Source organism: Flavobacterium haoranii (assembly GCF_009363055.1).
GTDB lineage: Bacteria > Bacteroidota > Bacteroidia > Flavobacteriales > Flavobacteriaceae > Flavobacterium > Flavobacterium haoranii.
In genome coordinates, this window is sequence record NZ_CP045292.1 from 1,968,433 (window position 1) to 1,993,575 (window position 25,143).

Annotated in this window: 23 protein-coding genes and 1 pseudogene; 10 read left to right on the forward strand and 14 right to left on the reverse strand. The window is 31.2% G+C overall.

Annotated elements, in window-relative coordinates:
* Nucleotides 1-24: 24 nt before the first annotated feature.
* From GCU34_RS09415 to GCU34_RS09435, 5 genes are all read left to right on the forward strand, one after another.
* On the forward strand, nucleotides 25-507 hold the full coding sequence (locus tag GCU34_RS09415) for a T9SS type A sorting domain-containing protein (protein ID WP_084656848.1): 483 nt from the start codon (nucleotides 25-27) through the stop codon (nucleotides 505-507).
* On the forward strand, nucleotides 504-3,215 hold the full coding sequence (locus GCU34_RS09420) for a carbohydrate-binding domain-containing protein (RefSeq protein ID WP_072782963.1): 2,712 nt from the start codon (nucleotides 504-506) through the stop codon (nucleotides 3,213-3,215). Before GCU34_RS09415 ends, GCU34_RS09420 begins: the two co-directional genes overlap by 4 nt.
* Nucleotides 3,216-3,738: 523 nt before the next feature.
* Complete coding sequence (locus tag GCU34_RS09425; RefSeq protein WP_227658788.1) at nucleotides 3,739-4,302, forward strand: sensor histidine kinase; 564 nt, start codon at nucleotides 3,739-3,741, stop codon at nucleotides 4,300-4,302.
* A 17-nt stretch (nucleotides 4,303-4,319) separates the two neighbouring features.
* Nucleotides 4,320-4,997, forward strand: a complete 678-nt coding sequence (locus tag GCU34_RS09430; protein WP_227658671.1) for a LytR/AlgR family response regulator transcription factor — start codon at nucleotides 4,320-4,322, stop codon at nucleotides 4,995-4,997.
* Nucleotides 4,998-5,103: 106 nt separating this feature from the next.
* Nucleotides 5,104-5,529, forward strand: a complete 426-nt coding sequence (locus GCU34_RS09435) for a hypothetical protein (RefSeq protein WP_072782957.1) — start codon at nucleotides 5,104-5,106, stop codon at nucleotides 5,527-5,529.
* 180 nt (nucleotides 5,530-5,709) lie between these two features.
* Here the strand turns inward: GCU34_RS09435 and GCU34_RS09440 are convergent, their stop codons facing one another.
* Nucleotides 5,710-6,801, reverse strand: a complete 1,092-nt coding sequence (locus GCU34_RS09440; RefSeq protein WP_072782955.1) for an HmuY family protein — start codon at nucleotides 6,799-6,801, stop codon at nucleotides 5,710-5,712.
* 5 nt (nucleotides 6,802-6,806) lie between these two features.
* The gene (locus GCU34_RS09445) at nucleotides 6,807-8,918 is read right to left on the reverse strand and encodes a TonB-dependent receptor plug domain-containing protein (RefSeq protein ID WP_072782953.1); all 2,112 of its coding nucleotides are present in this window, start codon (nucleotides 8,916-8,918) and stop codon (nucleotides 6,807-6,809) included.
* A 133-nt stretch (nucleotides 8,919-9,051) separates the two neighbouring features.
* Between GCU34_RS09445 and GCU34_RS09450 the strand changes: the two are divergent.
* Nucleotides 9,052-9,923 (forward strand): annotated as a pseudogene (locus tag GCU34_RS09450) (DUF6607 family protein).
* A 37-nt stretch (nucleotides 9,924-9,960) separates the two neighbouring features.
* Here GCU34_RS09450 and GCU34_RS09455 read toward each other — a convergent pair.
* From GCU34_RS09455 to trmB, 10 genes are all read right to left on the reverse strand, one after another.
* A complete protein-coding gene (locus tag GCU34_RS09455; protein WP_072782949.1) occupies nucleotides 9,961-10,293 on the reverse strand; it encodes a 2Fe-2S iron-sulfur cluster-binding protein in 333 nt (110 codons plus the stop codon).
* A gap of 39 nt (nucleotides 10,294-10,332) precedes the next feature.
* The gene (locus tag GCU34_RS09460) at nucleotides 10,333-11,391 is read right to left on the reverse strand and encodes an NAD(P)/FAD-dependent oxidoreductase (RefSeq protein ID WP_072782947.1); all 1,059 of its coding nucleotides are present in this window, start codon (nucleotides 11,389-11,391) and stop codon (nucleotides 10,333-10,335) included.
* 235 nt (nucleotides 11,392-11,626) lie between these two features.
* Nucleotides 11,627-11,866 (reverse strand): NifU family protein, encoded by a 240-nt coding sequence (locus GCU34_RS09465; RefSeq protein ID WP_072782945.1) that lies wholly within the window; start codon nucleotides 11,864-11,866, stop codon nucleotides 11,627-11,629.
* Between the two features lies 1 nt (nucleotide 11,867).
* The gene (locus tag GCU34_RS09470) at nucleotides 11,868-13,010 is read right to left on the reverse strand and encodes an Mrp/NBP35 family ATP-binding protein (protein WP_072782943.1); all 1,143 of its coding nucleotides are present in this window, start codon (nucleotides 13,008-13,010) and stop codon (nucleotides 11,868-11,870) included.
* A 181-nt stretch (nucleotides 13,011-13,191) separates the two neighbouring features.
* Nucleotides 13,192-13,749, reverse strand: coding sequence for a YceI family protein (locus tag GCU34_RS09475; RefSeq protein WP_072782942.1), 558 nt, complete (start codon nucleotides 13,747-13,749; stop codon nucleotides 13,192-13,194).
* A gap of 45 nt (nucleotides 13,750-13,794) precedes the next feature.
* Nucleotides 13,795-15,084: a hypothetical protein gene (locus GCU34_RS09480; protein WP_072782940.1), complete on the reverse strand. Its 1,290-nt coding sequence runs from the start codon at nucleotides 15,082-15,084 to the stop codon at nucleotides 13,795-13,797.
* 31 nt (nucleotides 15,085-15,115) lie between these two features.
* The gene (locus GCU34_RS09485; protein WP_152378437.1) at nucleotides 15,116-15,679 is read right to left on the reverse strand and encodes a YceI family protein; all 564 of its coding nucleotides are present in this window, start codon (nucleotides 15,677-15,679) and stop codon (nucleotides 15,116-15,118) included.
* A gap of 165 nt (nucleotides 15,680-15,844) precedes the next feature.
* Entirely contained in the window at nucleotides 15,845-16,174 is a 330-nt protein-coding gene (locus GCU34_RS09490; protein WP_072782938.1) for an MGMT family protein, read from the reverse strand.
* Nucleotides 16,174-16,800, reverse strand: coding sequence for a hypothetical protein (locus GCU34_RS09495; RefSeq protein WP_072782937.1), 627 nt, complete (start codon nucleotides 16,798-16,800; stop codon nucleotides 16,174-16,176). Before GCU34_RS09495 ends, GCU34_RS09490 begins: the two co-directional genes overlap by 1 nt.
* Nucleotides 16,801-16,853: 53 nt before the next feature.
* On the reverse strand, nucleotides 16,854-17,528 hold the full coding sequence (gene trmB, locus GCU34_RS09500) for a tRNA (guanosine(46)-N7)-methyltransferase TrmB (RefSeq protein ID WP_072782936.1): 675 nt from the start codon (nucleotides 17,526-17,528) through the stop codon (nucleotides 16,854-16,856).
* A gap of 92 nt (nucleotides 17,529-17,620) precedes the next feature.
* Here trmB and GCU34_RS09505 point away from each other — a divergent pair, with 92 nt between their 5' ends.
* Entirely contained in the window at nucleotides 17,621-18,679 is a 1,059-nt protein-coding gene (locus tag GCU34_RS09505) for a glycosyltransferase (protein ID WP_072782934.1), read from the forward strand.
* Here GCU34_RS09505 and GCU34_RS09510 read toward each other — a convergent pair.
* Together GCU34_RS09510 and GCU34_RS09515 are read right to left on the reverse strand one after the other, a co-directional pair.
* Nucleotides 18,662-19,705, reverse strand: a complete 1,044-nt coding sequence (locus GCU34_RS09510) for a sensor histidine kinase (RefSeq protein ID WP_072782932.1) — start codon at nucleotides 19,703-19,705, stop codon at nucleotides 18,662-18,664. The two genes, GCU34_RS09505 and GCU34_RS09510, sit on opposite strands and share 18 nt — an antisense overlap.
* Nucleotides 19,705-20,388 (reverse strand): response regulator transcription factor, encoded by a 684-nt coding sequence (locus GCU34_RS09515; protein WP_072782930.1) that lies wholly within the window; start codon nucleotides 20,386-20,388, stop codon nucleotides 19,705-19,707. The genes GCU34_RS09510 and GCU34_RS09515 overlap by 1 nt, the downstream gene beginning before the upstream one ends.
* Nucleotides 20,389-20,566: 178 nt before the next feature.
* Here GCU34_RS09515 and GCU34_RS09520 point away from each other — a divergent pair, with 178 nt between their 5' ends.
* The 3 genes from GCU34_RS09520 (at nucleotide 20,567) to GCU34_RS09530 (ending at nucleotide 25,105) form a co-directional block, all read left to right on the forward strand.
* Complete coding sequence (locus tag GCU34_RS09520) at nucleotides 20,567-23,350, forward strand: TonB-dependent receptor (RefSeq protein WP_072782927.1); 2,784 nt, start codon at nucleotides 20,567-20,569, stop codon at nucleotides 23,348-23,350.
* 148 nt (nucleotides 23,351-23,498) lie between these two features.
* On the forward strand, nucleotides 23,499-24,647 hold the full coding sequence (locus tag GCU34_RS09525; protein WP_072782924.1) for a hypothetical protein: 1,149 nt from the start codon (nucleotides 23,499-23,501) through the stop codon (nucleotides 24,645-24,647).
* Between the two features lie 110 nt (nucleotides 24,648-24,757).
* Nucleotides 24,758-25,105 (forward strand): T9SS type A sorting domain-containing protein, encoded by a 348-nt coding sequence (locus GCU34_RS09530; RefSeq protein ID WP_072783412.1) that lies wholly within the window; start codon nucleotides 24,758-24,760, stop codon nucleotides 25,103-25,105.
* Nucleotides 25,106-25,143: the final 38 nt, after the last annotated feature.

The window sequence follows — 25,143 nt, forward strand, 5'->3', positions numbered from 1 at the left end:
TTTGGGGCATTAAATGTTTATATTATGAAGACAAAACATCTACTCATACAAGTATTGTTACTACTTACTTTTGGATTGGCATCAGCGCAAACCGGAGTAACCGTAACCTACTACGACGCTACGACACAGCAGTTCAATGTCACTACCGCTGGAAAATTATACTTTTCCTCTGATAATTTGAATATTTTATCTGATACTGGTTCAACCGTAACCACTATTCCGGTAACGATTATTCAAAAAGTTACGTTTTCCGAAGCTTTTTTAAGCACATCTACTTTTGGAACTAATTCGACTAATTTGGTTATGTATCCAAATCCAAGTTCCGACTTTATCAAATTTTCATCATCGCAAACCGATGAATTAAAAGTAAGTATTTACAACTTAAGTGGGCAATTGGTACTCAACGGAACATATTCGGTTAGTCAGGAAATTACAGTTTCAAACTTTGCTTCCGGATTGTATTTGGTTCAAGTTAATGGTGTAACATTTAAATTGAGTAAAAAATGAAAAAGATAGTTTTATTTATAGCAACAGTTGTATTCGGAATAAACAGCTATGCACAGCAAAAAGTTTTGGTTCACCATTCGGGAGAAACCATTTATGCTAAAGAAATTTCTGCGGTTGACAGCATCAAATTAAATGACACCTATGCCAAATTCAAATTAACCGATGTTACCAATACATTGAATTTCCAAAAAACATTGGTTGACAGTTTAACCTTCACTTCGTCAACAGTAGATTTGGATAAAATATATGTTATTTACAATGGCACCGATGATGCAACCATTATTAATCCGTATGCTGACCAAGGTGTTACTTTAACAGCTTCAGGCGGAACTGTAACTGGAACAGCAACTTCGGGTATTGCCAATTTGGAATACAACATTTTAGGAACAACTACTAACGGAAGTTTAACATTGGCAACAACTGATAATGTTATTTTTGTAATGAACAACGCTTCGGTAACCAATCCTTCGGGAGCACCAATTGTAGTTACCGGCGGAATGACAACCAATTTTTATTTGACTGACGGAACTACCAACAGTTTATCCGATGGAACATCAAGCACCAAAAATGGAACAATCGTAACTGCCGGACCAATTGTTTTTGACGGAACAGGAACTTTAACCGTTGCCGGATTGAAAAAACACGGTATTTATACAACTTCAACAATTACTATTGATGAAGGCGATATTGCAGTTACTTCAGCTGTATCAGACGGTTTACATAGCGAAGGTTTTGCAATGAATGGCGGTTCGCTTAATGTTACTTCAACTGCTGATGGAATAGATGCTGGAGATGGCGTAGTTACCGTTACCGATGGTACTATTACGATTACTTCTACTTCTGCAGATGTTAAGGCATTTAAAACAGGTAACAACACCATTACAATTAATGGCGGAACCATTACATTAACTGTTTCGGGTAACCAATCAAAAGGAATTAGTGCAAAAAGCGACATTATGTTTAATGGCGGAACAATTGCTGTTACACTTTCAGGAGCAACCGTTTTAACGGCTTCAGGAAGTGGTTATGATCCATCTTATCCTACGGCAGTAAAAACCGATACAGACATTATAATCAATGGTGGAACTTTTACCATAACAGCAACCTCAACAGCAACGGGAGCAAAAGGTTTTTCTGCGAATGGTGAAATTATAGTAAACAGTGGAAACATCACAACGAATACTGCTGGCGCTGGTGCCGATTATGTAAATATTGACGGTGTTGCCGATTCGTATTCTACTTCTTCTTTCTCTGCAGACACCAATATTACTGTTACAGGTGGAACCATAAATAGTACGAATAGCGGTTCAAACGGAAAAGGATTATCGGCAGATGTTGATGTACTTGTTAGTGGCGGAACCTTGACAATTACCAATTCTGGAGCTTCTGGAAAAGGTATCAAAGCAGATGGAAATGTAACCTTTTCAGGTGGAAATACAACCATTACAGTTTCTGGAGCAACTGTTTTAACAGCTTCAGGCAGTGGTTATGATACTTCGTATCCTACAGGTGTAAAAGCAACAGGTGATATCATTGTAAATAGCGGAACAATTACACTTACAGGAACTTCTGCTGCAACGGGCGGAAAAGGTTTGTCGGCTGATGGCAACATTACCATAAACGATGGTACAATTTCAGCTACATTTGCCGGGGCAGGTGCAGTTTATACCAATACATTGGGAACAACTGATTCGTATTCTTCTGCTTGTATTACTGCCGATGGAAATTTAACCATCAATGCTGGTTCGGTAACAACTTCAAGTTCAGGTAATGGCGGAAAAGGTTTAAAAGCCGATGGTGCTATGAACATTGGAACATCAATTACAAGTCCAACTTTAAATATTACAACTACTGGTTCACGATTTTTAGTTTCAGGAACGGATTACAGCCATCCTAAAACTATTGTTGCCGATGGTGCTATTACCATTGCAAACGGAACGCTTACTGTAAATTCAACAGATGACGGTATTCACTCCGATACTTCGGTAACTATTTCTGGCGGAAATCATAATGTAAATGCTATTTCAACTATTAGTGGAATGGGCGAAGGTGTAGAAGCTCCAATAATTAACTTTACTGGCGGTGTTACCAATATTACCGCTTCAAATGATGGAATTAATGCTACTTATGGAACAGTTGCCGGTGGAACAGAAAGCAACGACGGTAGCCAATTAAACATTTCAGGCGGAATTGTTATTGTTGCAGGAACAGATGCTATTGACAGTAACGGAAACATTACCATAACTGGTGGAACAACTGTGGTTTGCGGACCAACTAACCAACCAGAAGAAGGAATCGATTTTAACGGAACTTTCAATATGAATGGCGGTACACTTATAAGCGCTGGTTCAAATGCGAATATGACAAAAAACTTTAGCTCTACTTCAACTCAAAGAACGATGTATTTAAAATCTAATTCTCAACTAGCAGCCACTTCTATGATTCATATAAGAACAACTGCTGGTGTTGAATTAGCAACTTTTAAACCTAAAAATGGTGTTTATTACTTCCATTTTTCAAGCCCAAATATCGCTGGAAATGTTAGTCATCAAGTTTATTTTGGAGGTTCCTATACAGGAGGAAGTTTTGTAGGCAATTCATCTGGATGGGGTCTTTATACGGGTGGGACCTATTCTACAACTGGTGCGACTCTAAAAAAGACGTTCACTACATCGAATACAAGCACATTAAATACACAAACTTTTTAATAATTAATTTATATTTGAATCTTTGGCAAAGTATTGTTTTTGCCAAAGATTTAAAAAATGAAGGCATCTACCCGAAATATCATTCTTCATATCATAGGAAGCATCTCGTTTTTGAGTTTTCCTATTTTATCTTCACCTGATTTTAATACTGGTCAAAATTTATTTGCAATAAATCCGTTTCTTCAAAATTTTTCAAGAACTATTTTATTATTACTTTTTTTTATTTAAATTTTTACGTTTTACTTCCAAAACTATATTTTAAAAAAAGAAAGTTTATTTTTTTATAACATTAATTGTTTGTTTTACGGTTATTTACAGTATTTCAAATTTTGTTTTTCCGTATGAATTTAGACCAAATATTGAAATTGATGAAAATTTCCCTTTAAAACCTAATCCAAGTTTTCATTTACCTCCATTTTTTGAAAGCGGAATATTTCAATTTCTCATCGTTATTGCTTTATCATATCTTTTAAAAATTAACAAAAGATTTGAAGAAGTTAAAAACGAAAAACAAATTGCTGAAATCTCATATCTAAAAGCTCAAATTAATCCTCATTTTCTATTTAATACACTCAACAGTATATATGCCTTAACCATTATAAAATCAGATGAAGCTCCTAATGCTGTTTTAAAATTATCGAGTATGATGCGTTATGTTGTTACAGAGAGTTCACAAGATTTTGTTCCACTCTCAAAAGAAATTGAATATATAAACGACTATATAACGTTACAAAAATTGAGAATGAATAATGATGTCAACTTTTCATTTAATTTCGTAGGAAATGAAACAGGAAAAGTTATAGCACCGTTAATCTTGATTCCATTTATTGAAAATGCCTTTAAATATGGCTTAAACCCTGATGAAGAATCCGAAATTAAAATTGAACTAGTTGTACTTGATTTTAATTTAACTTTGGTTGTAAAAAACAAGATGGTTGTTGATGAAATTTCAAAAGATTTAAAAACCGAAACTGGAATAGAAAACACCAAAAAGCATTTAGAATATTTATATCCAAAAAAATATTTATTAGAAATTACAGAAATTGAAAATGATTATATTGTAAGCTTAAATATAAATTTGGATTAATAAAAAAACTCTTACTGATGACTGCAATTGCAATAGATGACGAACCATTAGCACTTCAAATAATTTCGCATTATTGTGATCAAATAGAATGTATTACTTTAGAAAAGACTTTTACTCAACAAACTGAAGCATTAAAATATTTAAAAAAATACCCCGTTGATTTAATTTTTTTAGATATTCAAATGCCAAATAAAAATGGAGTTGAATTTTACAAAATGCTAGATAATAGCCCAATGGTTATTTTTACAACTGCTCACAGTCAATATGCAGTTGAAGGATTTAATGTAAATGCTACTGATTATCTATTGAAACCATTTTCTACAGAACGATTCATGACAGCAGTTCAAAAAGCTCGCAATGAATATGAATTTCGTAAAAATCAGTCCACACAATACCATTTAATGATTCGCGCCGATTATAAATTACATCGTATTGAATTTGATGAAATTTTATTTATTGAAGGTCTAGATGACTATGTGCAAATTCATTTAACAAATAAACCCAAAATTGTAGCTCGACTCTCTATGAAAGGAATTTTAGAAAAATTACCTGAAAATGATTTTATAAGAGTTCACCGTTCCTTTATTATACCAATTAAAAAAGTAAAAGCAATAGTTAATAAAAATATTCAAATTAATGATTTTTTAATCCCAATTGGCGAGACTTATAAAGATGCAATTTTAAAATATTTTTAAGAATTAACATTCTTTTACCCTAAAAATACTTGTGTTTACCTATTAAAATTTTTCAGGAGTTTATCATTACATAAATTTATTAACATAAAGTTTTAAATGATAAAAAATGAAAAAAATTGCAATCCTTTTTTTAATAATTTCCAATTTAACAGTTTTTGCACAACAAAGAATGCCTCCAAAAGGTGAAAGACCTGATGGTCCTCCAAAAGGTGAAAAACCTAAAAAAGAAAAAATATCAATTGATGATCAGGTTAAAATAATGACTTCTGATTTAAATTTAGATGAATTACAACAATTACAAGTAAGAGAGATATTAATTGACCAAGAAAAAAACAGACCTTCTTTCTCAAAAGAAAACACAACTGCTGAACCAAGTCAAGATGAAATGGAAGCTAAAATGAAAGAGGAAAAAAATACTTTAGATGCTAAATTTAAAAAGATTTTAACTGAAGAACAGTATACAAAGTTTACAACAAAAATGGAAGAAAGAAATAATAAGAAAAAACGAAAAAATAAGGAACAAGAGGAATAGAATAGGTTTATGTTAGTTTAAAAATGCATTAAGTAATATACTTCTTAATGCATTTTTTTAATAATAAAACGTCACACACAAATTGTGAATAATTACAAAAAACAATTTATTATTAAATAAAAAAAGCTGTCTCAAAAAGACAGCTTTTTCTTTATAAACAAAACTCAATGTCAAAAAATATTAATTCAATATTTTGTACGTAAATGTTGGATTTCCCCTTTCTCCAGCATTGTTTGACATTGCTAAAAATCTAAGTTTATAAATATTATTGTCATTATCTTTTATGATATAAAAGCGATCATCTTTTATACTTGGTAAAGATGTTGGTCCACCACCATTTCTCCAATTTGAACCAATAATTCTTTGATCTGAAGATGAAACTGTAAATTGAGTATTATCTACATCTGCTAAAACAAAATTTTCAAATTCTGTTTCGGTTTGAGAAGCGTCAGATACAACAACTTCATAAACTTGAGTTCCGCCTAAAATATTTGATGAAACAAAATCTGAATAAAAATACAACACATCTGAACCATAGTTTACATAGTTAGTAAATCCTGTTAAGTTAATATCCCAGTTTTCTTTTTTAGGTTGAACATTTACTGTTTGAGCTGTAGCTAGATTAAAAAACTTAAAATTATAGTCGGAATCCTTAGAAATTGTAACTGTTTCTGCAGTTGAAGCATCTAAATTTGCATATTGTAACACATAATTACTTCCGCTTCTTGTAATTCTAATTTTTTTCCAACCACGACTATCTCCATTCATAGAAACCGAACCTGTTGCTGGAGTTGTAGTACTTACTTCGTAACCCATATTTACTACATATACAAAATTTTGAGTATTATCGGTAGAAATTTCAGCAATTGCAGTACCAATTCCAGAACCTGAACCTTGTAAAATTCCCGTTGGATTATCGGCATATCCTAAACTTGCCAATGTTGTGTATCCTACAGAAACAGATGAATCTTCAGTTTGAATTTCTGAAATATCTGTTGAAGTCGTTTTCTTAACTGCCATGCTTATTGCACCGTTTAGAATTACTCTAAAATCGTTCCCACAGTAAAAACCTAAATCCCAAGAATCTCTTTGTACAGCTGTTTCTGAATTTGCACTTAAATCAACAAAAACTTGATTGGGTTGATTTGGTCCGCCAACATTTGGACTTGTAGTCGCTTCAGTGGTAATTGGTGTTGCTGAATTTGAATCATCACTTGAACATGATACTAATGATAAAATGGCTAATGATAAAATGTAAAATGTCTTTTTCATGTTTATTAAAAATTTAAATTATATACTGCTTTTAAAAAATAACTTCGCCCATAGGCTAGTAACACTTGAGATGAAACGCTATGTCCACCACTTTGATTAACATTGGTTTGGTTGATATTATCGATATTGAATACATTTCTGGCTCCAAGTGTAAGTTCAATTTTGTTTTCCCAGAATGTTTTTCTTACAGAAGCATCTAACCAACTATAAGGTTCAATTTCAGATAACACATAGCCATCGGTTGAACTGATATATTGTTGGGTTTTTCCGGTAAACTTATAATAGGTTGAGAAGGTGGTTTTCCATTTTGGAATTGTGTAAGAAATATTGGCATTCAAATTAAAATTGAATAAAAATTTATCATCAGATTGAAACTCTAAATCGTTTATTTCTCTCGAAATTCCTGTTAAAGAAGTTCCAAACATAAACTTCCAATTATTGGTTTGCAACTGATTAGTTAAAGCGAAATTGATACTTTGGTACTTGCTAATATTGATGTATTCATAAATAGGAGTAGCGTTGTCGAAACCAGTTAATGCACTTGTAATTCGATCTTTAACATCTAAAAAACCGATTGCTAATTGGATAAACATTTTAACATCTTCGCCTAAAGACGTTTGCTTTTTTAGATTTACTTCATAAGAAGTGCTGGTTTCTGGAATTAGATTTTCGTTACCAATGAAATAATGTCCGTCGAAAATAATTTGGCTAAACAATTCTTGAAAAGTTGGTGTTCGATACGATTTTCCTAAAGAAGCTCTAAGTTCGAACTCCTTTGGTAACAGAAAACGCGACCCTAATGAAATTGCATATTGGTTATCGAACATAGACTGAAAGGAATATCTAGCACCTGGACGAAGCGAAAAGACATCGGAAAACCTAATTTCTGAAACCGCAAAAAAGTCTAAATTATTTATAGTTTCTCTAACTTCTTTTGTTTGATTATTTACTTCATCTACAATAGCAAATCCGTTATTATTTACCGCTTCATAACCCAATTGAAGATTAATTTTTTTACTCTTAAAAAAATCGCTAAAAGTTCCTGTAGTATAAAAAACTTCCATCGATTGATCTTTTTTGGTTGTATTATTCGATTCTACATCATAAGTAATATTGTAACGATACTGCTCGACTTCCCTCTTTTGATATTGATGTGAAAAAGAAAGATTATAGTTAACTTGAGAAAACAACTTGCCTACAAAATTTAAATGATGATAAAATCTATCGGAAAAATAGCGTTCGTCATCTCCATATTTATAAGAACCATATTGAGTATTAAATCCAGATTGTGCTGCCGAACCATAAAAATGAATCACTTCGTCTAACCATTCGAATTTATAAAAAGCACGAAAATTATTTTTCTTGTAAGAAAGCAAAGCATTGTTTTGCCATTGTTCTCTTGGTAACCAATTGTAACCTCTAGTTCCATCGTTTATTTCATAATTAGAGCCATTTTTATTACCAAGAAAACCTCGAAAATCGTTACGATTTCCATTTACAGAAACAAACCAATATTTATTAATAGAATGCGCTACTTGCAAAGTTTGCATGTGCCTGCCTTGGTTAAATAATTCATACTCTTTACCAACAGTTTCCTCTTGAATTGTAGCTTCTATATTCCATTTATCTTGTGAAGATTTTTTTGTAATGATGTTTAAAATTCCCGAAACCGCGTTGGCACCATGTGTAACTCCCATAGAGCCTTCGATTATTTCAATTTGTTCAATATCATTAAGATTAATTTGAGATAAATCGGTATTATTCCCTAAACCACCTTCATTTACAATCGGAATATTATCTACTAAAATTTTAAAATATCCTGCATTTAACCCAAACATTGAAATTGTAGATTTCCCAGAATTACTACTTGGTCTTACTGTAATATTGATATATTGATTTAAAACATCTCCTAAATTATTTGCTGCTAAATTTTGAATGTCTTGTGCTCTAATAATTCGCACATTATGCACTGATTTTTTTAACGACTGAGGTTCAAATTGAGTAGTTAACACTACTTCTTCTAGTTTATTTATTTTCAAAGAATCATTTTCAATTTTTTGAGAATAAACACAAGAAAAATATAGCATTGAACACAATAAAACTAGCTTCTTTTTCATTATTTAGAATTGGACTTATTTAAAATATTTTCGCAAATATATATATTATTTTTATTCAATCTAAATAAATTTTATACTTTTGTCTTCGTTATATTCAATTAATAATTTTATAAATCATGAGAAAAAACTTTTATTGTTATCTACTTTATTCAGTATCATAACATTAGCACAAAACAAACAAGAAGACATTAAAGCCATAAAAAGTATGTGCGGTTGCTATGAAGTTCAATTTAACTTTACAGAAACCTTTCAGCCTAAAAAAGACAGCTTGTATATTGCTTCTCCAACAAAAAAAGATTGGGGATTAGAATGGGTAGAATTAGTAGAAGATACTCCAAACAAAATAGTAATGCAACATTTATTGATTGTGAGCGATTCTATGATTATTAAACATTGGAGACAAGATTGGCTTTATGAAAACACCGATTTATATACTTTTAATAAAGACTTACATTGGAAATATTCTAAACTAGATAGTAAAACTGTTAAAGGACAATGGACACAAAAAGTATATCAAGTAGATGATAGTCCACGTTATGAAGGAAGTGCAACTTGGATTCACGCTGATGGTAAACATTATTGGATGAATACAACAGATGCACCGCTTCCAAGAAGAGAGCACACCATTAGAAATGACTACAATGTATTAAAAGAAGAAATATACATGAAATTACCGCTTATGGTTGGTTACACGAACAAGACAATGTAAAAATTAAACGTGACGATAAAGGAAATGACACTGAAATAGCACAAGAAAAAGGATTAGACCTTTACAAAAAAGTAGATGATTCTAAATGTAAAGCAGCGCAGAATTGGTGGAAAACAAATCAGTTTGTATGGAAAAATGTTAGAACTAAATGGCAAACCATTTTCGATGGCAAAAAAGATATTTATCTAGAAGGCAAAGTTGATAAAAAGCCGCTTTACTCGCATTTATTTAGTTTAAAAACAAATGCTACAAAGAAAGAAAGTGATACAATAATTGATTCTTTCATTAAAAAATAAATCAATAAAAAAGCGAAGATTTCTCTTCGCTTTTTTATTATTGTTCTGGAGCAATTTGAACTTCTAAACCTTCTAATGCTTCTGAAATATGAATTTGGCAACCTAGCCTACTATTTTCTTGAACATGATAAGCTTCATCTAGCATAGCATCTTCATCTGGGTTTCTATCAATAGGAACCACATCGTTTAAAACATAAACTTGGCATGAAGCACACATAGCCATTCCACCACAAATTCCCAAAGTTCCTTCCTCGGCTAATTCATAAGAACGAATTAACTCCATAAGGTTCATATTCATATCTGTTGGAGCTAAAACTTCGTGAGTTACTCCGTTTCGGTCTGTAATTTTAATTGTAACGTCTTGTGTCATTTTACACCCCTAAAATCCCTCAAGGGGACAATTAATAAATTAATCAATCGATTTAACAACTGCTTTTTCCGCTTCTTTACGAGTACCATCAAAACCATCAACACCAGAAACGGTTGTATATTTCAGAACATAACGTTTTCCTGGATTGATTCGGTTATAAACACTTTGACACATTAAAGTTGCTTCGTGAAAACCACAAAGAATTAATTTTAATTTACCTGGATAAGTATTTACATCACCTATAGCATAAATACCGTCAATATTTGTTTGATAATCTAATGCGTTATTTACTTTAATGGCATTTTTTTCGATTTCTAATCCCCAGTTTGCAATAGGTCCTAACTTTGGCGTTAAACCAAATAAAGGAATAAAATAATCGCAATCTACTTTTTGGCGAGCTCCGTTAATTTCAATAACAACTGCAATTATTCTTTCGCTACCATTAAAACCAACGACCTCTGCAGGAGTAACTAATTTAATTTTTCCTGCATCTTTTAATTCTTTTACTTTTTCAACTGAATCTAAAGCCCCACGGAATTCGTTTCTTCTATGGACTAAAGTCACTGAATTTGCAACATTTGATAAGAAAATTGACCAATCTAAAGCCGAGTCTCCACCACCAGCAATTACAATGTTTTTACCACGGTATTTTTCTGGGTCTTTTACAAAATAATCTACTCCACGATCTTCTTTCTCATAGAACTCAATGTCTTTTAGAACTGGTTTTCTCGGTTCAAAAGTTCCTAAACCACCTGCAATTGCAATGGCTTTTGCTTTATGTTGTGTTCCTTCATTTGTAGTTACAATAAAAGTACCGTCTTCAAGTTTTTCAATAGTTTCGGCTGTTTCTCCTAATGTAAAACCTGGTTGAAACTGTTTAATTTGTTCCATTAAATTGTTTACCAAATCTCCAGCTAAAACTTCAGGATAACCTGGAATATCAAAAATAGGTTTTTTAGGATATAATTCGGCTAATTGCCCTCCGGGTTGTGGTAATGCGTCAATAATATGACACTTCATTTGCAATAAACCCGCTTCAAAAACAGCGAAAAGTCCTGTAGGACCAGCTCCAATTATTAGTATATCTGTTTCAATCATTCTATTATTCTTTCAATTTTTACAGTACAAAGATCTGTATTTTGAAACTTTTGTTTTGTGACTTTTGTCACCTTTTATTTTGCGTTAGGGATGGAAGTGATATCCTTTTTTGTTTTCAATTAATCTTGAACTTATAAAAAAGATAAAACGGACAGCCCGACCGAGACATGAACGTAGTTTTTCGTCTTGGTAACGCCCATACTTCGACAAGCTCAGTATGAAACTAAAGACATCGTTAACTTATGTTTTCGACTGTTTCTATTTGTGGTGCATATTTTTTTATAGTAGTTTCTACTCCAGCTTTCATAGTACTGATACTTAAACTACAACTTGTACAAGCACCTTCTAAACGTACTTTTACATGTTTATCGTCGATAATTTCAACAAGTGTAATATCGCCTCCATCTGAATTTAGGAATGGACGAATTTCACTTAACGCTTTTTCGACATTATCTTTTATTTCTAGTGTAGTCATTTTATTTTCCTTTTACTGCTGAACAACCAGCCATAGTAGTTATTTTAATAGCTTCTGAAGGTGGCAAGTTTTCATTTCTTTTTACCGTTTCTTCTACTACATTACGAGCTAGTTCTTCGAATGCTTTTTCTAATGGAGTCGCTGTTTGTAATGCCGCTGGGCGACCATAATCTCCTGCTTCGCGAATACTTTGTACCAATGGAACTTCTCCTAAGAATGGAACTTGTAAATCTTGTGCTAAGTTTTTTGCTCCTTCTTGACCGAAAATATAATATTTATTATTTGGCAATTCTTCTGGTGTAAAGTATGCCATATTCTCGATAATACCTAAAACTGGAACATTAATACTTTCATTATTGAACATTGCTACTCCTTTTTTAGCATCGGCTAAGGCAACGGCTTGTGGTGTACTTACTATAACAGCTCCTGTTATAGGCAACGACTGCATAATAGATAAGTGAATATCTCCTGTTCCTGGTGGTAAGTCGATTAACATGAAGTCGATTTCTCCCCAATTTGCATCAAAAATCATTTGGTTTAATGCTTTTGCAGCCATTGGACCTCTCCAAATTACAGCTTGATCTGGTTTTGTAAAGAATCCGATAGATAAAATTTCAACTCCGTAGCTTTGAACAGGTTGCATTTTCGATTTTCCATCTACCTCAACTGATACAGGTTTTGCTTGTTCTACATCGAACATTATTGGCATTGAAGGTCCGTAAATATCGGCATCTAAAACTCCAACTTTAAATCCCATTTTTGCTAATGCTACCGCTAAATTTGCCGTAATTGTAGATTTTCCTACTCCACCTTTACCAGAAGAAACCGCAATAATATTGCTAATTCCTGGAATTGCTTTCCCTTTGATTTGATTTGGATTTTCAGGTTTTTCTGGAGTTTCAACTTTAATATTAACCTTCACTTTTGCTTTTTCATACACTTTTTCGTGTATTACTTTCATAATGTCAACTTCGGCTCTTTTTTTGATGTGTAATGCTGGAGTATTTAATACTAATTCTACAACTACTTCATCGCCAAAAGTTAGTACATTTTGAACTGCACCGCTCTCTACCATATTTTTACCTTCACCAGCTATTGTAATAGTTTCCAAGGCTTTTAGGATTTCTTTTCTATCTAGTTTCATTATTTTTTTGAAAAATTCTTATTAAGACTGAATTTGAATTGCAAAGATACATATAACTTTAAAAGTTTTGGAAATAAAGCTTTTAAAAGTTTTATACCACTATTTAAAAAATCTATAAAATAAAAAAGCAACTTAGATAAGTTACCTAAATTGCTTTTAAAACTAAAACATTTAAAAAATATTAATATTCAAGAAATAAGTTAAAATGGATGGTAATTGTTTCTTTTAGCTTTATTAATCCTAATACTTTTTTGGGTGACTTTAAATCAAAATCGTTAATGTTTATGGTTAAATCTCCTTTTACATTATTTGTTGATGAATCAAAGTTTACTGGCAAATTATAATTTTTCTCAATACCAGTTATTTTAATATTAGTTTTTGCTAAAAGTTTATTATTTTGAGAAACTATTTCTTTAATTGTAATTTCAATATCTGGATAAACTTCTGAATTAAGAACTTTTTTTAAATCGCTTGTAATCATTTTATGTCCGCAATCGAAACCTTTTGATTTTATTTTGATAATTGCACCGTCTAAAACCAATTTACTTTCACGTTTAATGTGTGTAACGGTCATTTCGTTTTGCATAAGTTTTGTATCATAAAGACACTCAAAACAATTTACATTAGATTCTCCTTTTATAACCACTTCACTGCGATTTAGAATCGTAACTTTTGTTTTATCGCTACTAACAAAACTTATTAAAAGAATAAGGGGCAATATTTTTAAAAATCTTTTCATTTTGAAAAGAGAAAAGCATTTGAGCTTTTCTCTTGTTGTATAAAGTTAGAAACTAATTATTGCTTCTGCAACTAATCCGTTGAATTTACCACCATCTAAGATGTTACCAGTTGCAAAACCATCATATTTTTGAGTTACATATTCTACTTTAGCTAACACATTTTTAGTCATAAACCAACCACCACCGATGTTGAATCTTGTGATATCGATATCATATCCTGAAGCATCTTCTGCAGAAACACTGTTATAACGTCCACCGAAATAGAAGTTTTCTTTACTTCCAAAGCGGTATAATAACTCTGCTCCTAATTGAGTTGCTTTTCTTCTATCAACTTCACCTAAATTTTTACCATTTGTTAACTCTAACATTCCGAAGAATTCTAAACCTTTAAATTTCACGAATGGGTTGAACATAATTGCAGTTAATTTGTTATTGAAACCTGGATTGTAACGACCAGTTGTAAACGCAGCAGCAGCAGTTGTAGCAGCACCATTTGTTGTTGGAGGAGCCATTACGTAGTAATATCTTGCACCAGCTCTATCTCCAGCATATAAGTAAGTTCTAGTTGCCCAAGCTGTGTTGTAGATAGATCCTGTTAAACGTAATCTTAAATCAGAATTTATTTGTTTGTCGTATCCTAATTTACCAACTATTGAAGGACTTGCATTACCGTTTACCTCGTCACTTACTACACTTTGATTTAATTTAGTGTTTGTTGCACCAACCATTGCTAAGAAGCCATTTTTTCTAAAGTACACTTCTCCACCAACTTCTGTTGTAAAAGAGTCCATGATGTAGTTACCAACGAATGGATTGAAAATAGCTTGAGCATTATCAGATCTTCTAAAGTGAGCGTCACCGTAGTTAATTTCCATGTGACCAACTTTAATAGTTACATATTTCATTAAATCTGAAGCCAATCCTTCTTTGATGAAATCTAAATTATCTACTTGGAAATATCCACCTTTAACATAAGGTTCATTGTGGTGACGAGAAGATAAATAAGTTCTTAAGTGCATTCTTAAACCTTTTGCTAATGCAACATCTAAATCTAAGTTTGCTGTAGCTAAGTTAAAATTGTTTGTTATGGGCATAAGGGCTGCAGCACCATTTGCATTTTCGTGATCAATTGCTTGATATTGTAAAGCAAATGAACCACCTATTCTCACTTTAATATTTTCGAATGTAGATGTAGTATCTTTTGGTGATTCAAAAACATTTAATCCATTTTTATCTGGTTCTCTATAATTATCTAGTTTTCTATTTTGAGCATTGATGCCTAATCCTAAAGCTAATGCTGCAATTAAAATTGAATTTTTAACTATTGTTCTCATGATTCTATTAATAAAAAATTATATACTTAGTTTAATTGTATGTTACACTGAAATCTGCAGTAACGTCTTTTCCTGTTTTGATAGTTCCCATTAAAGCTGTAGGAGGTTCAATACCATAAGTAGTCATGTCGATTGTTTGTTTACCACTTAAAAGGTATTTTCCGCCGGTAACTTTAACTGTAAAAGTTTGATTCACTTTTTTGGTTACTCCACAAATTGTTAAATTTCCTTGAGTTTCTACTGCAAAAACTCCTTCACTTTTTTTAGTAATTTTCGCTACACTTAATAATTTAAATTCGATGTTTTTATAAGTTTCTGTTTTTAAAGCTTTATAAGTATTTTTATCCATCCCACTTTTGCCACTTTTTAAACCTTCTGATGTTAGAACAAAATTTAAACTCTTAACTTCTTTTAAGGTATTACCTTCCGAAACAAAAGTTCCTTTTCCACTCATTACTTCAGCATTTGCATGCCAATCGTGTAAATTAGATGTTCCTAATACTGTTAACTTACTTTCTTTTACATTAACTTTACTCTCTTGAGCGACTAAAACTCCTGAAACCAGTAAAAAAGCTACTAGGACATTTTTCCTAATTTTATTATTTCACTTTTCATTTGTACTTGTTTTAATTTTATAGTACAAAGTTCAGCACAATAAACCCCTTAAAACATGACTTTTGTCACATTTGTTACAAAAAGATAATGGTACATTTTAGGAAAACATTAACGAAAACGTTTGAGTTTTTGAAATACAAAAAAATTAAAAAATTGGTTCCCAAAAATATTTTTGAAAATCTACAATTTTATTATCAACTACTTTAACACCTTCGGCTTCTAAAAGTTGTTGCATTAAGTTGGTTCCTTCGAAATGATGTTTCCCGGTTAGCATTCCATTTCTGTTTACTACTCTATGCGCTGGAACATCTTCCATGTTGTGCGAAGCATTCATGGCATAACCCACCATTCTTGAGGATTGTGACGAACCAATTGCTTTGGCTATAGCTCCGTAAGAAGTAACTTTTCCATAAGGAATTTGCCGAACCACTTCGTAAACACGTTCAAAAAAATTGTCTTTACCATTAGTTTTCATTATGAAAACATTTTTATTAAAGAAGATATAGCAACAAAACCTGTTAGTGCAGCTATCAAAAAATTAATATTTTTTACGATAAAAGTTAAACGCTGTTCAATTAATTTGAAAAATTTAGCATATAGATAAAATACTAAATATGTTCCTATTGCTGCAGCTACAGAAAATAAAATAATTGAAACTATATCATAAAAGAAGAAATCTTTTGATGCTACCATTAAGCTTGTAAAAGCATACCAAGGAATAGCAAACATATTAAAGGCAGACATTGCCATACCATAAAAAAATCTATTCCTTTTTGCCTCAACATTCACTTTTATATCTTTTTGTTTGTTAGCTTTTATTCCCATTATGGTAAAAGCAATCGTTAAAGCAATAAAAATAAATGTTCCAACTTTTCTTAATCCTTCACTAAAAACAGGATTTGCATCTAAAAATTTGGCAAAATATGTTCCTACAAAACTTTGAAAAAAAACGACAACAACTGCTCCAAATGCAAATTTTAAAGCTTGTGATTGGTTTTCATTTAAACTAATTTTAGCAATGGTCATATTCAACATACCAGGAATAATAATTCCAACTATTGAAATAAACAAACCTGATAATATTGCAAGTAAAAATGTCATTTATTTATTTTTTCAAATTTAGTAGTGTCTTTTAATATGTTTTGTAACCTTTCTTACTTTATCTTAAATTTAATATAAGTAATGGGTTTATTTTGTTCTAGATATTGACTTTCATAAAAAGTTTGAATACTTGTTACTTCTTCAGGAGCTCCTTCATTTCGATATACATTATGATTAGCATATAAAACCTCGTGACCTTCACCATGTAATAAACCTAAAGTATAACCATGCATAAATTCGCTATCGGTTTTTAAATGCACAATTCCCTCATTTTTTAGAATCTTTTTGTAACGTTGTAAAAACTCTGAATTCGTCATACGATGTTTTGTACGTTTGTATTTAATTTGCGGATCTGGAAAAGTAATCCAAATTTCATCTACTTCATTTTCAGCAAAACAATGTTCCACTAATTCAATTTGTGTACGAAGAAACCCAACATTATTTATGTTTTCTTCTACAGCAGTTTTAGCACCACGCCAAAAACGTGCACCTTTAATATCGATACCAATAAAATTTTTATTTGGAAATTTTTGAGCCAGGCCTACAGAATATTCTCCTTTTCCACAACCTAACTCTAAAACAATTGGATTGTCATTTTTAAAAAAATCAGTTTTCCACTTTCCTTTAAATGGCAATTCTCCAGCAACCACCTCTTCTCTAGTTGGTTGCACTACATTTGAAAACGTTAAATTCTCTCTAAATCTTTTTAATTTATTTTTACTTCCCACAGTTAAAATTAATTTTTTGGTAAAATTAAGGAAATATGTCAGAAGAAAAATTATATTTAATTTGTAATTCAATAATCATTTGATCAAATACATTGAATAAGCCAAAAAAAATACTTATTGCACCTTTAAATTGGGGATTAGGGCATGCCACTAGATGCATACCAATTATAAATGCATTATTAGAAAATGGTTTTGAAACAATTATTGCTTCTGATGGTGTTGCAATGGAATTATTAAAAAAAGAATTTCCTAATCTTAGACATCATGTTTTGCCTTCATATGATATTAAATATGCAGAGAATGGTAAAAATTTTAAATGGAAGTTATTTTTACAAATTCCTAAAATGATTACTGCAGTAATTAATGAAAAGAAATCTGTTGAAAAGCTAGTGGACGAATTACAAATAGATGGTATTATTTCTGACAACAGATTAGGTGTTCATTACAAAAGAGTACCTTGTGTTTTTATGACACATCAATTAAATGTATTGACCGGAAACACTTCTTACTTAACAACAAAAATTCATCATTATTTCATTAATAAATTCAACGAATGTTGGATTCCTGATTATGCTACAAGTCCAAATTTATCGGGTGAATTGGGTCATTTAAAAAATCCTCTAAAACATTTACGATATTTGGGTCCGTTGAGTAGAATTCACAGAAAAGAATTACCTAAAAAATATGATTATTTTGTATTGCTTTCTGGTCCTGAACCTCAACGAACTTTACTTGAAGAGAAACTAAAAATTGAATTTCAACATGTAGACAAACCTACTTTATTTGTAAAAGGTATTGTTGAAAATGAGCAAAAAACAAATCAAGAAGGCAATGTAACTTTCTACAACTATATGAATAGCAAAGAGCTTGAAATTGCTTTTAACGAAAGTGATTTAATTATTTGTAGATCGGGCTATACTACTATAATGGATTTAGCTTTTCTAGGGAAAAAAGCCTTTTTTATACCAACACCAGGTCAATATGAACAAGAATATTTGGCCAAGAAATTAAAATCGGAAAATATTGTACCAAGCTGTAAACAAGAAAAATTTAAACTAGACAAACTAGATAAAGTAAGTATGTATAGAGGTTTACAAACTTTTAACAACGGAACTGCAGTGAGTTGGTCTGAGTTATTTCGCCTTTTCTAAAGTAAAAGAAAATTCAGAGCCTACGCCAAATTGGCTTTCGACATAAATTTTTTCTTCGTGACTTTCGATAATGTGCTTCACAATTGCTAATCCTAGTCCGGAACCGCCTTCGCTTCGAGCGCCACTTTTATCAACGCGATAAAATCTTTCAAATAAACGTGGAATATGACTATTTTCTATTCCTTCACCGTTATCAGTAACACGGATAATTACTTTATTGTTGACTAAATCCTCAATGCTTACTTCAGTAGTTCCACCTTGTTTTCCATATTTAATAGAATTCATAACCAAGTTGGTAATTACTTGTTGAATCTTTTCTTGATCTCCCGATACTTTTATAGCGTGTTTATATTTAACATCGAAAGTTAGCGTAATATCTTTTTTAGCAGCTCTCATTTCAAGTAAGTCAAATACATTTTGAATGAGTTCAACTACATTAAATTCAGATCTTTCTATATTAATATCACCTGTTTCTAGTTTGGTAATCATATCTAAATCTTTAACGATATAGATTAATCTCTCCACCCCTTTTTCAGCTCTTTGTAAATATTTTTTACGAATATTTTTATCATCCATTGCCCCATCTAGAAGCGTAAGTAAATAACCTTGAACGGTAAACAAAGGTGTTTTTAATTCGTGTGAAACATTTCCTAAAAACTCGCGACGATATTCTTCTCTAATTTTTAATGTTTCAATTTCAAGTTTTTTGTCTCTGGCAAACTTCTTTACTTCTTGAGTTAAAGTAGCCATATCAGTAGTTATAGGTTGGTTTCTAAAAGTAGTATTTTCAAGCAACGAAACATCGTCGTATATTTTTTTAACTCTTTTATAAATAAAACGTTCTACTCTATATTGGATTACAAAAAAAGAAAAAACAAAAAGTAAAATAGCCAATGGAACTACTGCAAAATAGCCAAAAGGCTGTTCTAAAAAATGATATAATAACAATACAAAAACAAAGAAAATTGTAATGTATAATGATGATTTAAAAGCAAATTTATATGACTTTTTAAAGTTTACTGCCATTAAAATTCAATTTTATAACCCACTCCTTTAATGGTTTTAAAAAAATCATCACCAATTTTTTCTCTCAATTTTCTAATGTGCACATCAATTGTTCTACCACCTACAACAACTTCGTTACCCCAAACTTTATCAAGAATTTCTTCCCTAGTAAAAACTTTTCCAGGTTTTGTAGCTAATAAATAAAACAATTCGAATTCTTTTCTAGGTAAAACAATTTCTTCGTCTTGTCTTATTATTTTGTACTCTTCTCTATTGATTTCAATGTTACCAACTTTTAGCACATCGCTTGAACCATCATCTTCTTTTAATCTTCTTAGTAAAGCTTTTACTTTGCTTACAAGAACTTTTGGTTTAATTGGTTTTGCAATATAATCATCGGCACCAGCATCAAATCCAGCAACTTGAGAATAATCTTCAGAACGAGCGGTTAAAAAAGTGATAACGGTGTTTTCTAATTCAGGGATTTTACGGATATTTTCACAAGCTTCGATACCATCCATTTCAGGCATCATAACATCCATAATTATTAAATGTGGAAGTTCTTTTTTAGCTTTTACGATTGCTTCTTTACCATTTGATGCCGTACTAATTTGATATCCTTCTTGTTCAAGATTATACCCTACAATCTCAAGTATATCTTGCTCATCGTCAACTAATAAGATTTTAATATCCTTCTTCTTCATGAGTAGATTTTGTTATTTTTCGATTGTAAAGGTAAAGATAAAATAAATAGTTCAAAGTTGTTAACAATTATTTAATCGCTTAACGATTTGATAACAAAAAACAAACCTAATAATAATAACTGCATAACTTTTCAGTAACCTTGCCGCAGTTCCTTTGCGCAAAATTTAACACAACAACATGAAACTTAAAATTTTATTACCATTTTTATTCTTTATCTCGTTAACATTTGCGCAAACTGGAACTGTATCGGGAGTAATTTTAGATAAAGAATTTAACAATGAGCCACTACCTTTTGCAAATATTACAGTTAAAGGTTCAACTCAAGGTGCTTCAACTGACGATCAAGGTCGTTATTCGATAACCTTAAAACCAGGTAATTATACACTAGTAATCGCTTTCTTAGGATACGAAACTAAAGAAATTCCATTTACTTTAAAAGCCGGAGAGAAAAAAGTTATCAATCATACTTTAGAAGCTAGTGGAGTTCAACTTGCAGACATTGTGATTACGCATACTGTTTCTAAAGAAAGTGAACAAGCTTTATTACAAGAACAACAAAAAGCAGTAGAAATTAAACAAGCTATTGGCGCAGAAGAGATTTCTAAAAAAGGAATTAGTGATGTTGCTGCTGCAGTTGCTAAAACAACAGGTATCTCAAAATCTGAAAGTTCAAGTGGAATATTTGTAAGAGGATTAGGAGATCGTTATAACATGACAACTTTAAATGGATTACCATTACCTTCAAATAACCCTTCTACTAAAAATATTTCATTAGATTTATTTTCAACAGATATCGTAGAATATATTGGTATTGATAAAACTTACAATTATAAAAACTACGGTGACTTCGCTGGTGCAAACATAGATATTGTTTCTAAAAATTATACAGGATCAGGAATGTTAGAAGTGGGGACTGGATTTGGCGTAAACTCAAACGCTGTTTCTCAAGATAAATTTTATTTACAAGATGGACCAAATTATTATGGTTTTACAAATCAGAGTGAACCAAAAAATGGTTTAGCTGATTATAATTTTTCAACAAGTTGGAACAAACATGCTGAAACACCTGTTAATACTTCTTACTACTTAAGAGGTGGAGATTCTTATTCAGTTGGAGACAATGGTAAATTTAGTTTCTTTATTAATGGATCTTTTGATAATTCTTATACATACAAAGAAGGAGTATTAAGAGGATCTGTTACTTCTGATGGTACAGCTAAAGTTGATTTGTTTCAAAAATCATATAACTATTCTACATCAACAAATGGAATGTTGAATTTAGCTTATAAAATCAACAACAAGAACACTATTAAAACTAATACTTTATATATCAATTCAAGTAATCAAAATCATAGTGAGTATACTGGAGTATTAGATATTTTTGATATTGCTCCTAACGGTGGAGGTTACCAAAGACGTTCTACATTTGATAGAACAAGTTTATTGGTAAATCAATTACTTGGAGATCATAAATTATTTGATGAAAAAGTTGATTTTAATTGGGGACTATCATACAACATGATGACAAATGTTATTCCTGATCGTATGCAAAACACTTTTATCCCAAGAAATGATGATGATTTAAGTCAAGGATTGGTACCATCAAACTTTAATAAAGCGCATAATCATAGATATTATCAAGAAATGACTGACGATGAAGTTGCTGGTAATTTCTCAGCTTCTTATAAATTTAAAAAAGATGAAGACGGAAAATACAGAGGAAAGTTTACAGCTGGTTATAGTGGAAGATATAAATTAATTGATTTTAATGCCATTCAATATAACCTTCAAACAGCTAATACAGCTCAACCTAATATTGACGTTAACAATATTGACGCTTACTATAACCAGAACAACTTTGATGCAGGATTATTTACTTTAAGTACTTTATTTGGAGATATAAATTCACCAAATGGGTACACTCCTCAAAGTTATAGTGGCCAACAAATTATCTCAGCAGGATATGGTGCTATTGATTATCAATTTACACCAAGATTATTTGTTAATGTTGCATTTAGATCAGAGTTTATTATTCAGGATATAGAATATTTAACAACTCTAGTACCTACAACAACTAAGAAATTTTTCGATACAATGGAGTATTTACCATCTTTAGCTGCTAAATATGAATTAACTGAAAAACAAAATTTAAAACTTGCAGCAAGTAAGAGTTATACTTTACCACAATTCAAAGAAAGAGCTCCTTTTCAATATGAAGAAATTAATCAAGTATATTTTGGTAATCCATACTTATACAATTCTACTGATTATAACTTTGATTTAAAATGGGAATATTTCCCTAAAAATGGAGAAGTAATTTCAGTTACTGGTTTTGGAAAATACATCCAAAACCCAATAAATCAAACTACTGTTGCTTCTGCAGCAAATGATATTTCTTATGTAAACTCAGGTGAAAAAGCAGTAGGTTTTGGAGCAGAATTTGAATTTAGAAAATTCTTATTTAATGTAGAAAACAACTCAACAAACGAGTCTACTAATTTAGCATTAGGAATTAATCTTTCATACTTACATACAAATCAAGATTTAGATAGAAATAAAGTACAACAAGAAACACGAGGAACAATAAACGCATTCTTTACTGAAACATCTAGTGGTTTAACTGGAGCTTCTGATTTGTTAGCTAATACAGATTTAAGTTTTAACATGAACATGAAAAATGACAAGGCTTTAACAATGACAGCAACTTGTGGTTATTTTTCAGATAGAATTTATGCTTTAGGTACAAATTATAAAGGAGATATTGTTGACAAAGCTGTATTAACCACAGATTTTATCTTGAAGTATAAAGTAAATAAAAATTTAGGAATTGGATTATCAGCTAAAAATCTAAATGATCCTAAAATTACTAGAGTTCAAGAAAACAAAACGGTCCAAGATGTAACAATCTCTGAATATAGAAAAGGTAGAAATTTCGGATTATCAATTAAATACGAATTCTAAAATTCAATATTAATCTAATGTTATGAAAAAAGCGGTTTCTCATGAGAAACCGCTTTTTTTAATAATATATAAATAACATTTGCTTAAAATCCATCTAATAATGACGTTTTACATTTGCTCTACAAATAATAAATAACACAAAAACAAAATGAAAAATTTATTTTTATCTGCATTAGCAGTTTTAACTTTAACTATCACTTCTTGTTCAAGAGACAATGAAGATAGTACAAACAACAATGTAGTAAATATAGATCCTAACAATTTTCAAGGAACTTTAACTGCAGGACAATCTTTAACATTAGATCCATCAGTTACTTATAAATTAACTGGACCTTTTGTAGTTCAAAGTGGTGCAACAGTTACTTTTCCAGCTGGAACTGTAGTTGAAGCAACAGGTGGAACTTCTGCTTATATCGCTATTGCACAAGGGGGTCTTATTTATGTTAATGGTACTTCTAGCAATCCAGTAATCATGACTAGTGCAAATGCTACACCAGCACAAAGTGATTGGGGTGGTTTAGTTATTTGCGGTAAAGCTGTTACTAACAAAGGTGGATCTAATGGTGAATCTGCTACAGCAGAAGTTTCTAATTTAACTTACGGAGGTAATGATAATAATGATAGTTCTGGGGTAATTCGTTACTTAAGAGTAGAATATACGGGTGCAGCTTTCTCAAGTGATAAAGAATTTAATGGTGTTTCATTATTTGCAGTAGGTGCAGGAACAGTATTTGAAAATGTTCAAGCATATATGAGTGGAGATGATGGTATCGAATTCTTTGGTGGTGCTGTAAATGCTAAAAACTTAGTTATTGTTAATGCTCAAGATGACGGATTAGATTTTGCTGATGGTTTCTCTGGTTCATTTGAAAATGTTTACATTAAAGATATAGAAAAAGCTGGTGTAGAAGGTTCAAATAATGGCGATAATTTTGCTGCTTTACCAAGAACTAATGCTACTTTAAAAAACTTCACAATCTTAAAAGGGAGTCTAGCTGGTTCTGAGCACGGAATGTATTTAAAAGAAGGTACTGGATACTGGACTTGTCAAAACATCTATGTAGATGGATTTACTAAAGGATTAAAAGTTAAAGATGCTGCAACAGATGCAACAACTAATGCTAATATCGATGGTGGTTTTGTAACTTTTAGCCCAATTTACTTCGGCGCTACTATCACTACACCATCAGAATATGTTGGATCAAATACAACTTACATCATGACTGGTTCTACTTCAGGTGCTGGTAATAGTGCAGCTGCTCCATCTTGGACTGCTGGTTGGACTGCTGGTTTATAATAACAAACTCCCACAATACATTAAAAACCCTCAATATTGAGGGTTTTTTTATTTGGCATCACTTTTGTATTAAAAAAATTAGTAACTTTACACGATATTATATGAAGCCCATGATAAAAAAATACTTTTATATTTTACTTTTTATCTTCTCTTTCTCAAGTTTTTGTGCTACTGCTCAAGACTTAAAGGGTTCATCTGATTTTGGAAAAAATCAAGAACAACCTAATTTAGAAGGACTTTCAATATATCCTAATCCTACAAATTCTGGTAAAATTTTTATTTCATCGAAATCTCTAGCAGAAAAAAAGATTGAAATATTTGACGTGTTAGGAAAACGAGTACTTGAAACCATTACTTCAAATAAAGAAGTAAATGTTAGTATTCTAAAGCCTGGTGTTTATATTATTAAAGTAAAAGAAGGAGATGCTTCTGTTACTAGAAAATTGATTATCAACTAATCTATTAAGTTTTAACTATAATTTTACATTATACCTTA

Coding starts and splice junctions, on each gene's coding strand:
- GCU34_RS09515 (WP_072782930.1), bottom strand. CDS start 20,388: ATGAAGAAGAAGGATATTAAAATCTTATTAGTTGACGATGAGCAAGAT.
- GCU34_RS09460 (WP_072782947.1), bottom strand. CDS start 11,391: ATGATTGAAACAGATATACTAATAATTGGAGCTGGTCCTACAGGACTT.
- GCU34_RS09475 (WP_072782942.1), bottom strand. CDS start 13,749: ATGAAAAGATTTTTAAAAATATTGCCCCTTATTCTTTTAATAAGTTTT.
- GCU34_RS09420 (WP_072782963.1), top strand. CDS start 504: ATGAAAAAGATAGTTTTATTTATAGCAACAGTTGTATTCGGAATAAAC.
- GCU34_RS09525 (WP_072782924.1), top strand. CDS start 23,499: ATGAAAAATTTATTTTTATCTGCATTAGCAGTTTTAACTTTAACTATC.
- GCU34_RS09440 (WP_072782955.1), bottom strand. CDS start 6,801: ATGAAAAAGACATTTTACATTTTATCATTAGCCATTTTATCATTAGTA.
- GCU34_RS09480 (WP_072782940.1), bottom strand. CDS start 15,084: ATGAGAACAATAGTTAAAAATTCAATTTTAATTGCAGCATTAGCTTTA.
- GCU34_RS09435 (WP_072782957.1), top strand. CDS start 5,104: ATGAAAAAAATTGCAATCCTTTTTTTAATAATTTCCAATTTAACAGTT.
- GCU34_RS09430 (WP_227658671.1), top strand. CDS start 4,320: ATGACTGCAATTGCAATAGATGACGAACCATTAGCACTTCAAATAATT.
- GCU34_RS09470 (WP_072782943.1), bottom strand. CDS start 13,010: ATGAAACTAGATAGAAAAGAAATCCTAAAAGCCTTGGAAACTATTACA.
- GCU34_RS09445 (WP_072782953.1), bottom strand. CDS start 8,918: ATGAAAAAGAAGCTAGTTTTATTGTGTTCAATGCTATATTTTTCTTGT.
- GCU34_RS09415 (WP_084656848.1), top strand. CDS start 25: ATGAAGACAAAACATCTACTCATACAAGTATTGTTACTACTTACTTTT.
- GCU34_RS09495 (WP_072782937.1), bottom strand. CDS start 16,800: ATGACATTTTTACTTGCAATATTATCAGGTTTGTTTATTTCAATAGTT.
- GCU34_RS09490 (WP_072782938.1), bottom strand. CDS start 16,174: ATGAAAACTAATGGTAAAGACAATTTTTTTGAACGTGTTTACGAAGTG.
- GCU34_RS09530 (WP_072783412.1), top strand. CDS start 24,758: ATGATAAAAAAATACTTTTATATTTTACTTTTTATCTTCTCTTTCTCA.
- GCU34_RS09465 (WP_072782945.1), bottom strand. CDS start 11,866: ATGACTACACTAGAAATAAAAGATAATGTCGAAAAAGCGTTAAGTGAA.
- GCU34_RS09455 (WP_072782949.1), bottom strand. CDS start 10,293: ATGACACAAGACGTTACAATTAAAATTACAGACCGAAACGGAGTAACT.
- GCU34_RS09510 (WP_072782932.1), bottom strand. CDS start 19,705: ATGGCAGTAAACTTTAAAAAGTCATATAAATTTGCTTTTAAATCATCA.
- GCU34_RS09520 (WP_072782927.1), top strand. CDS start 20,567: ATGAAACTTAAAATTTTATTACCATTTTTATTCTTTATCTCGTTAACA.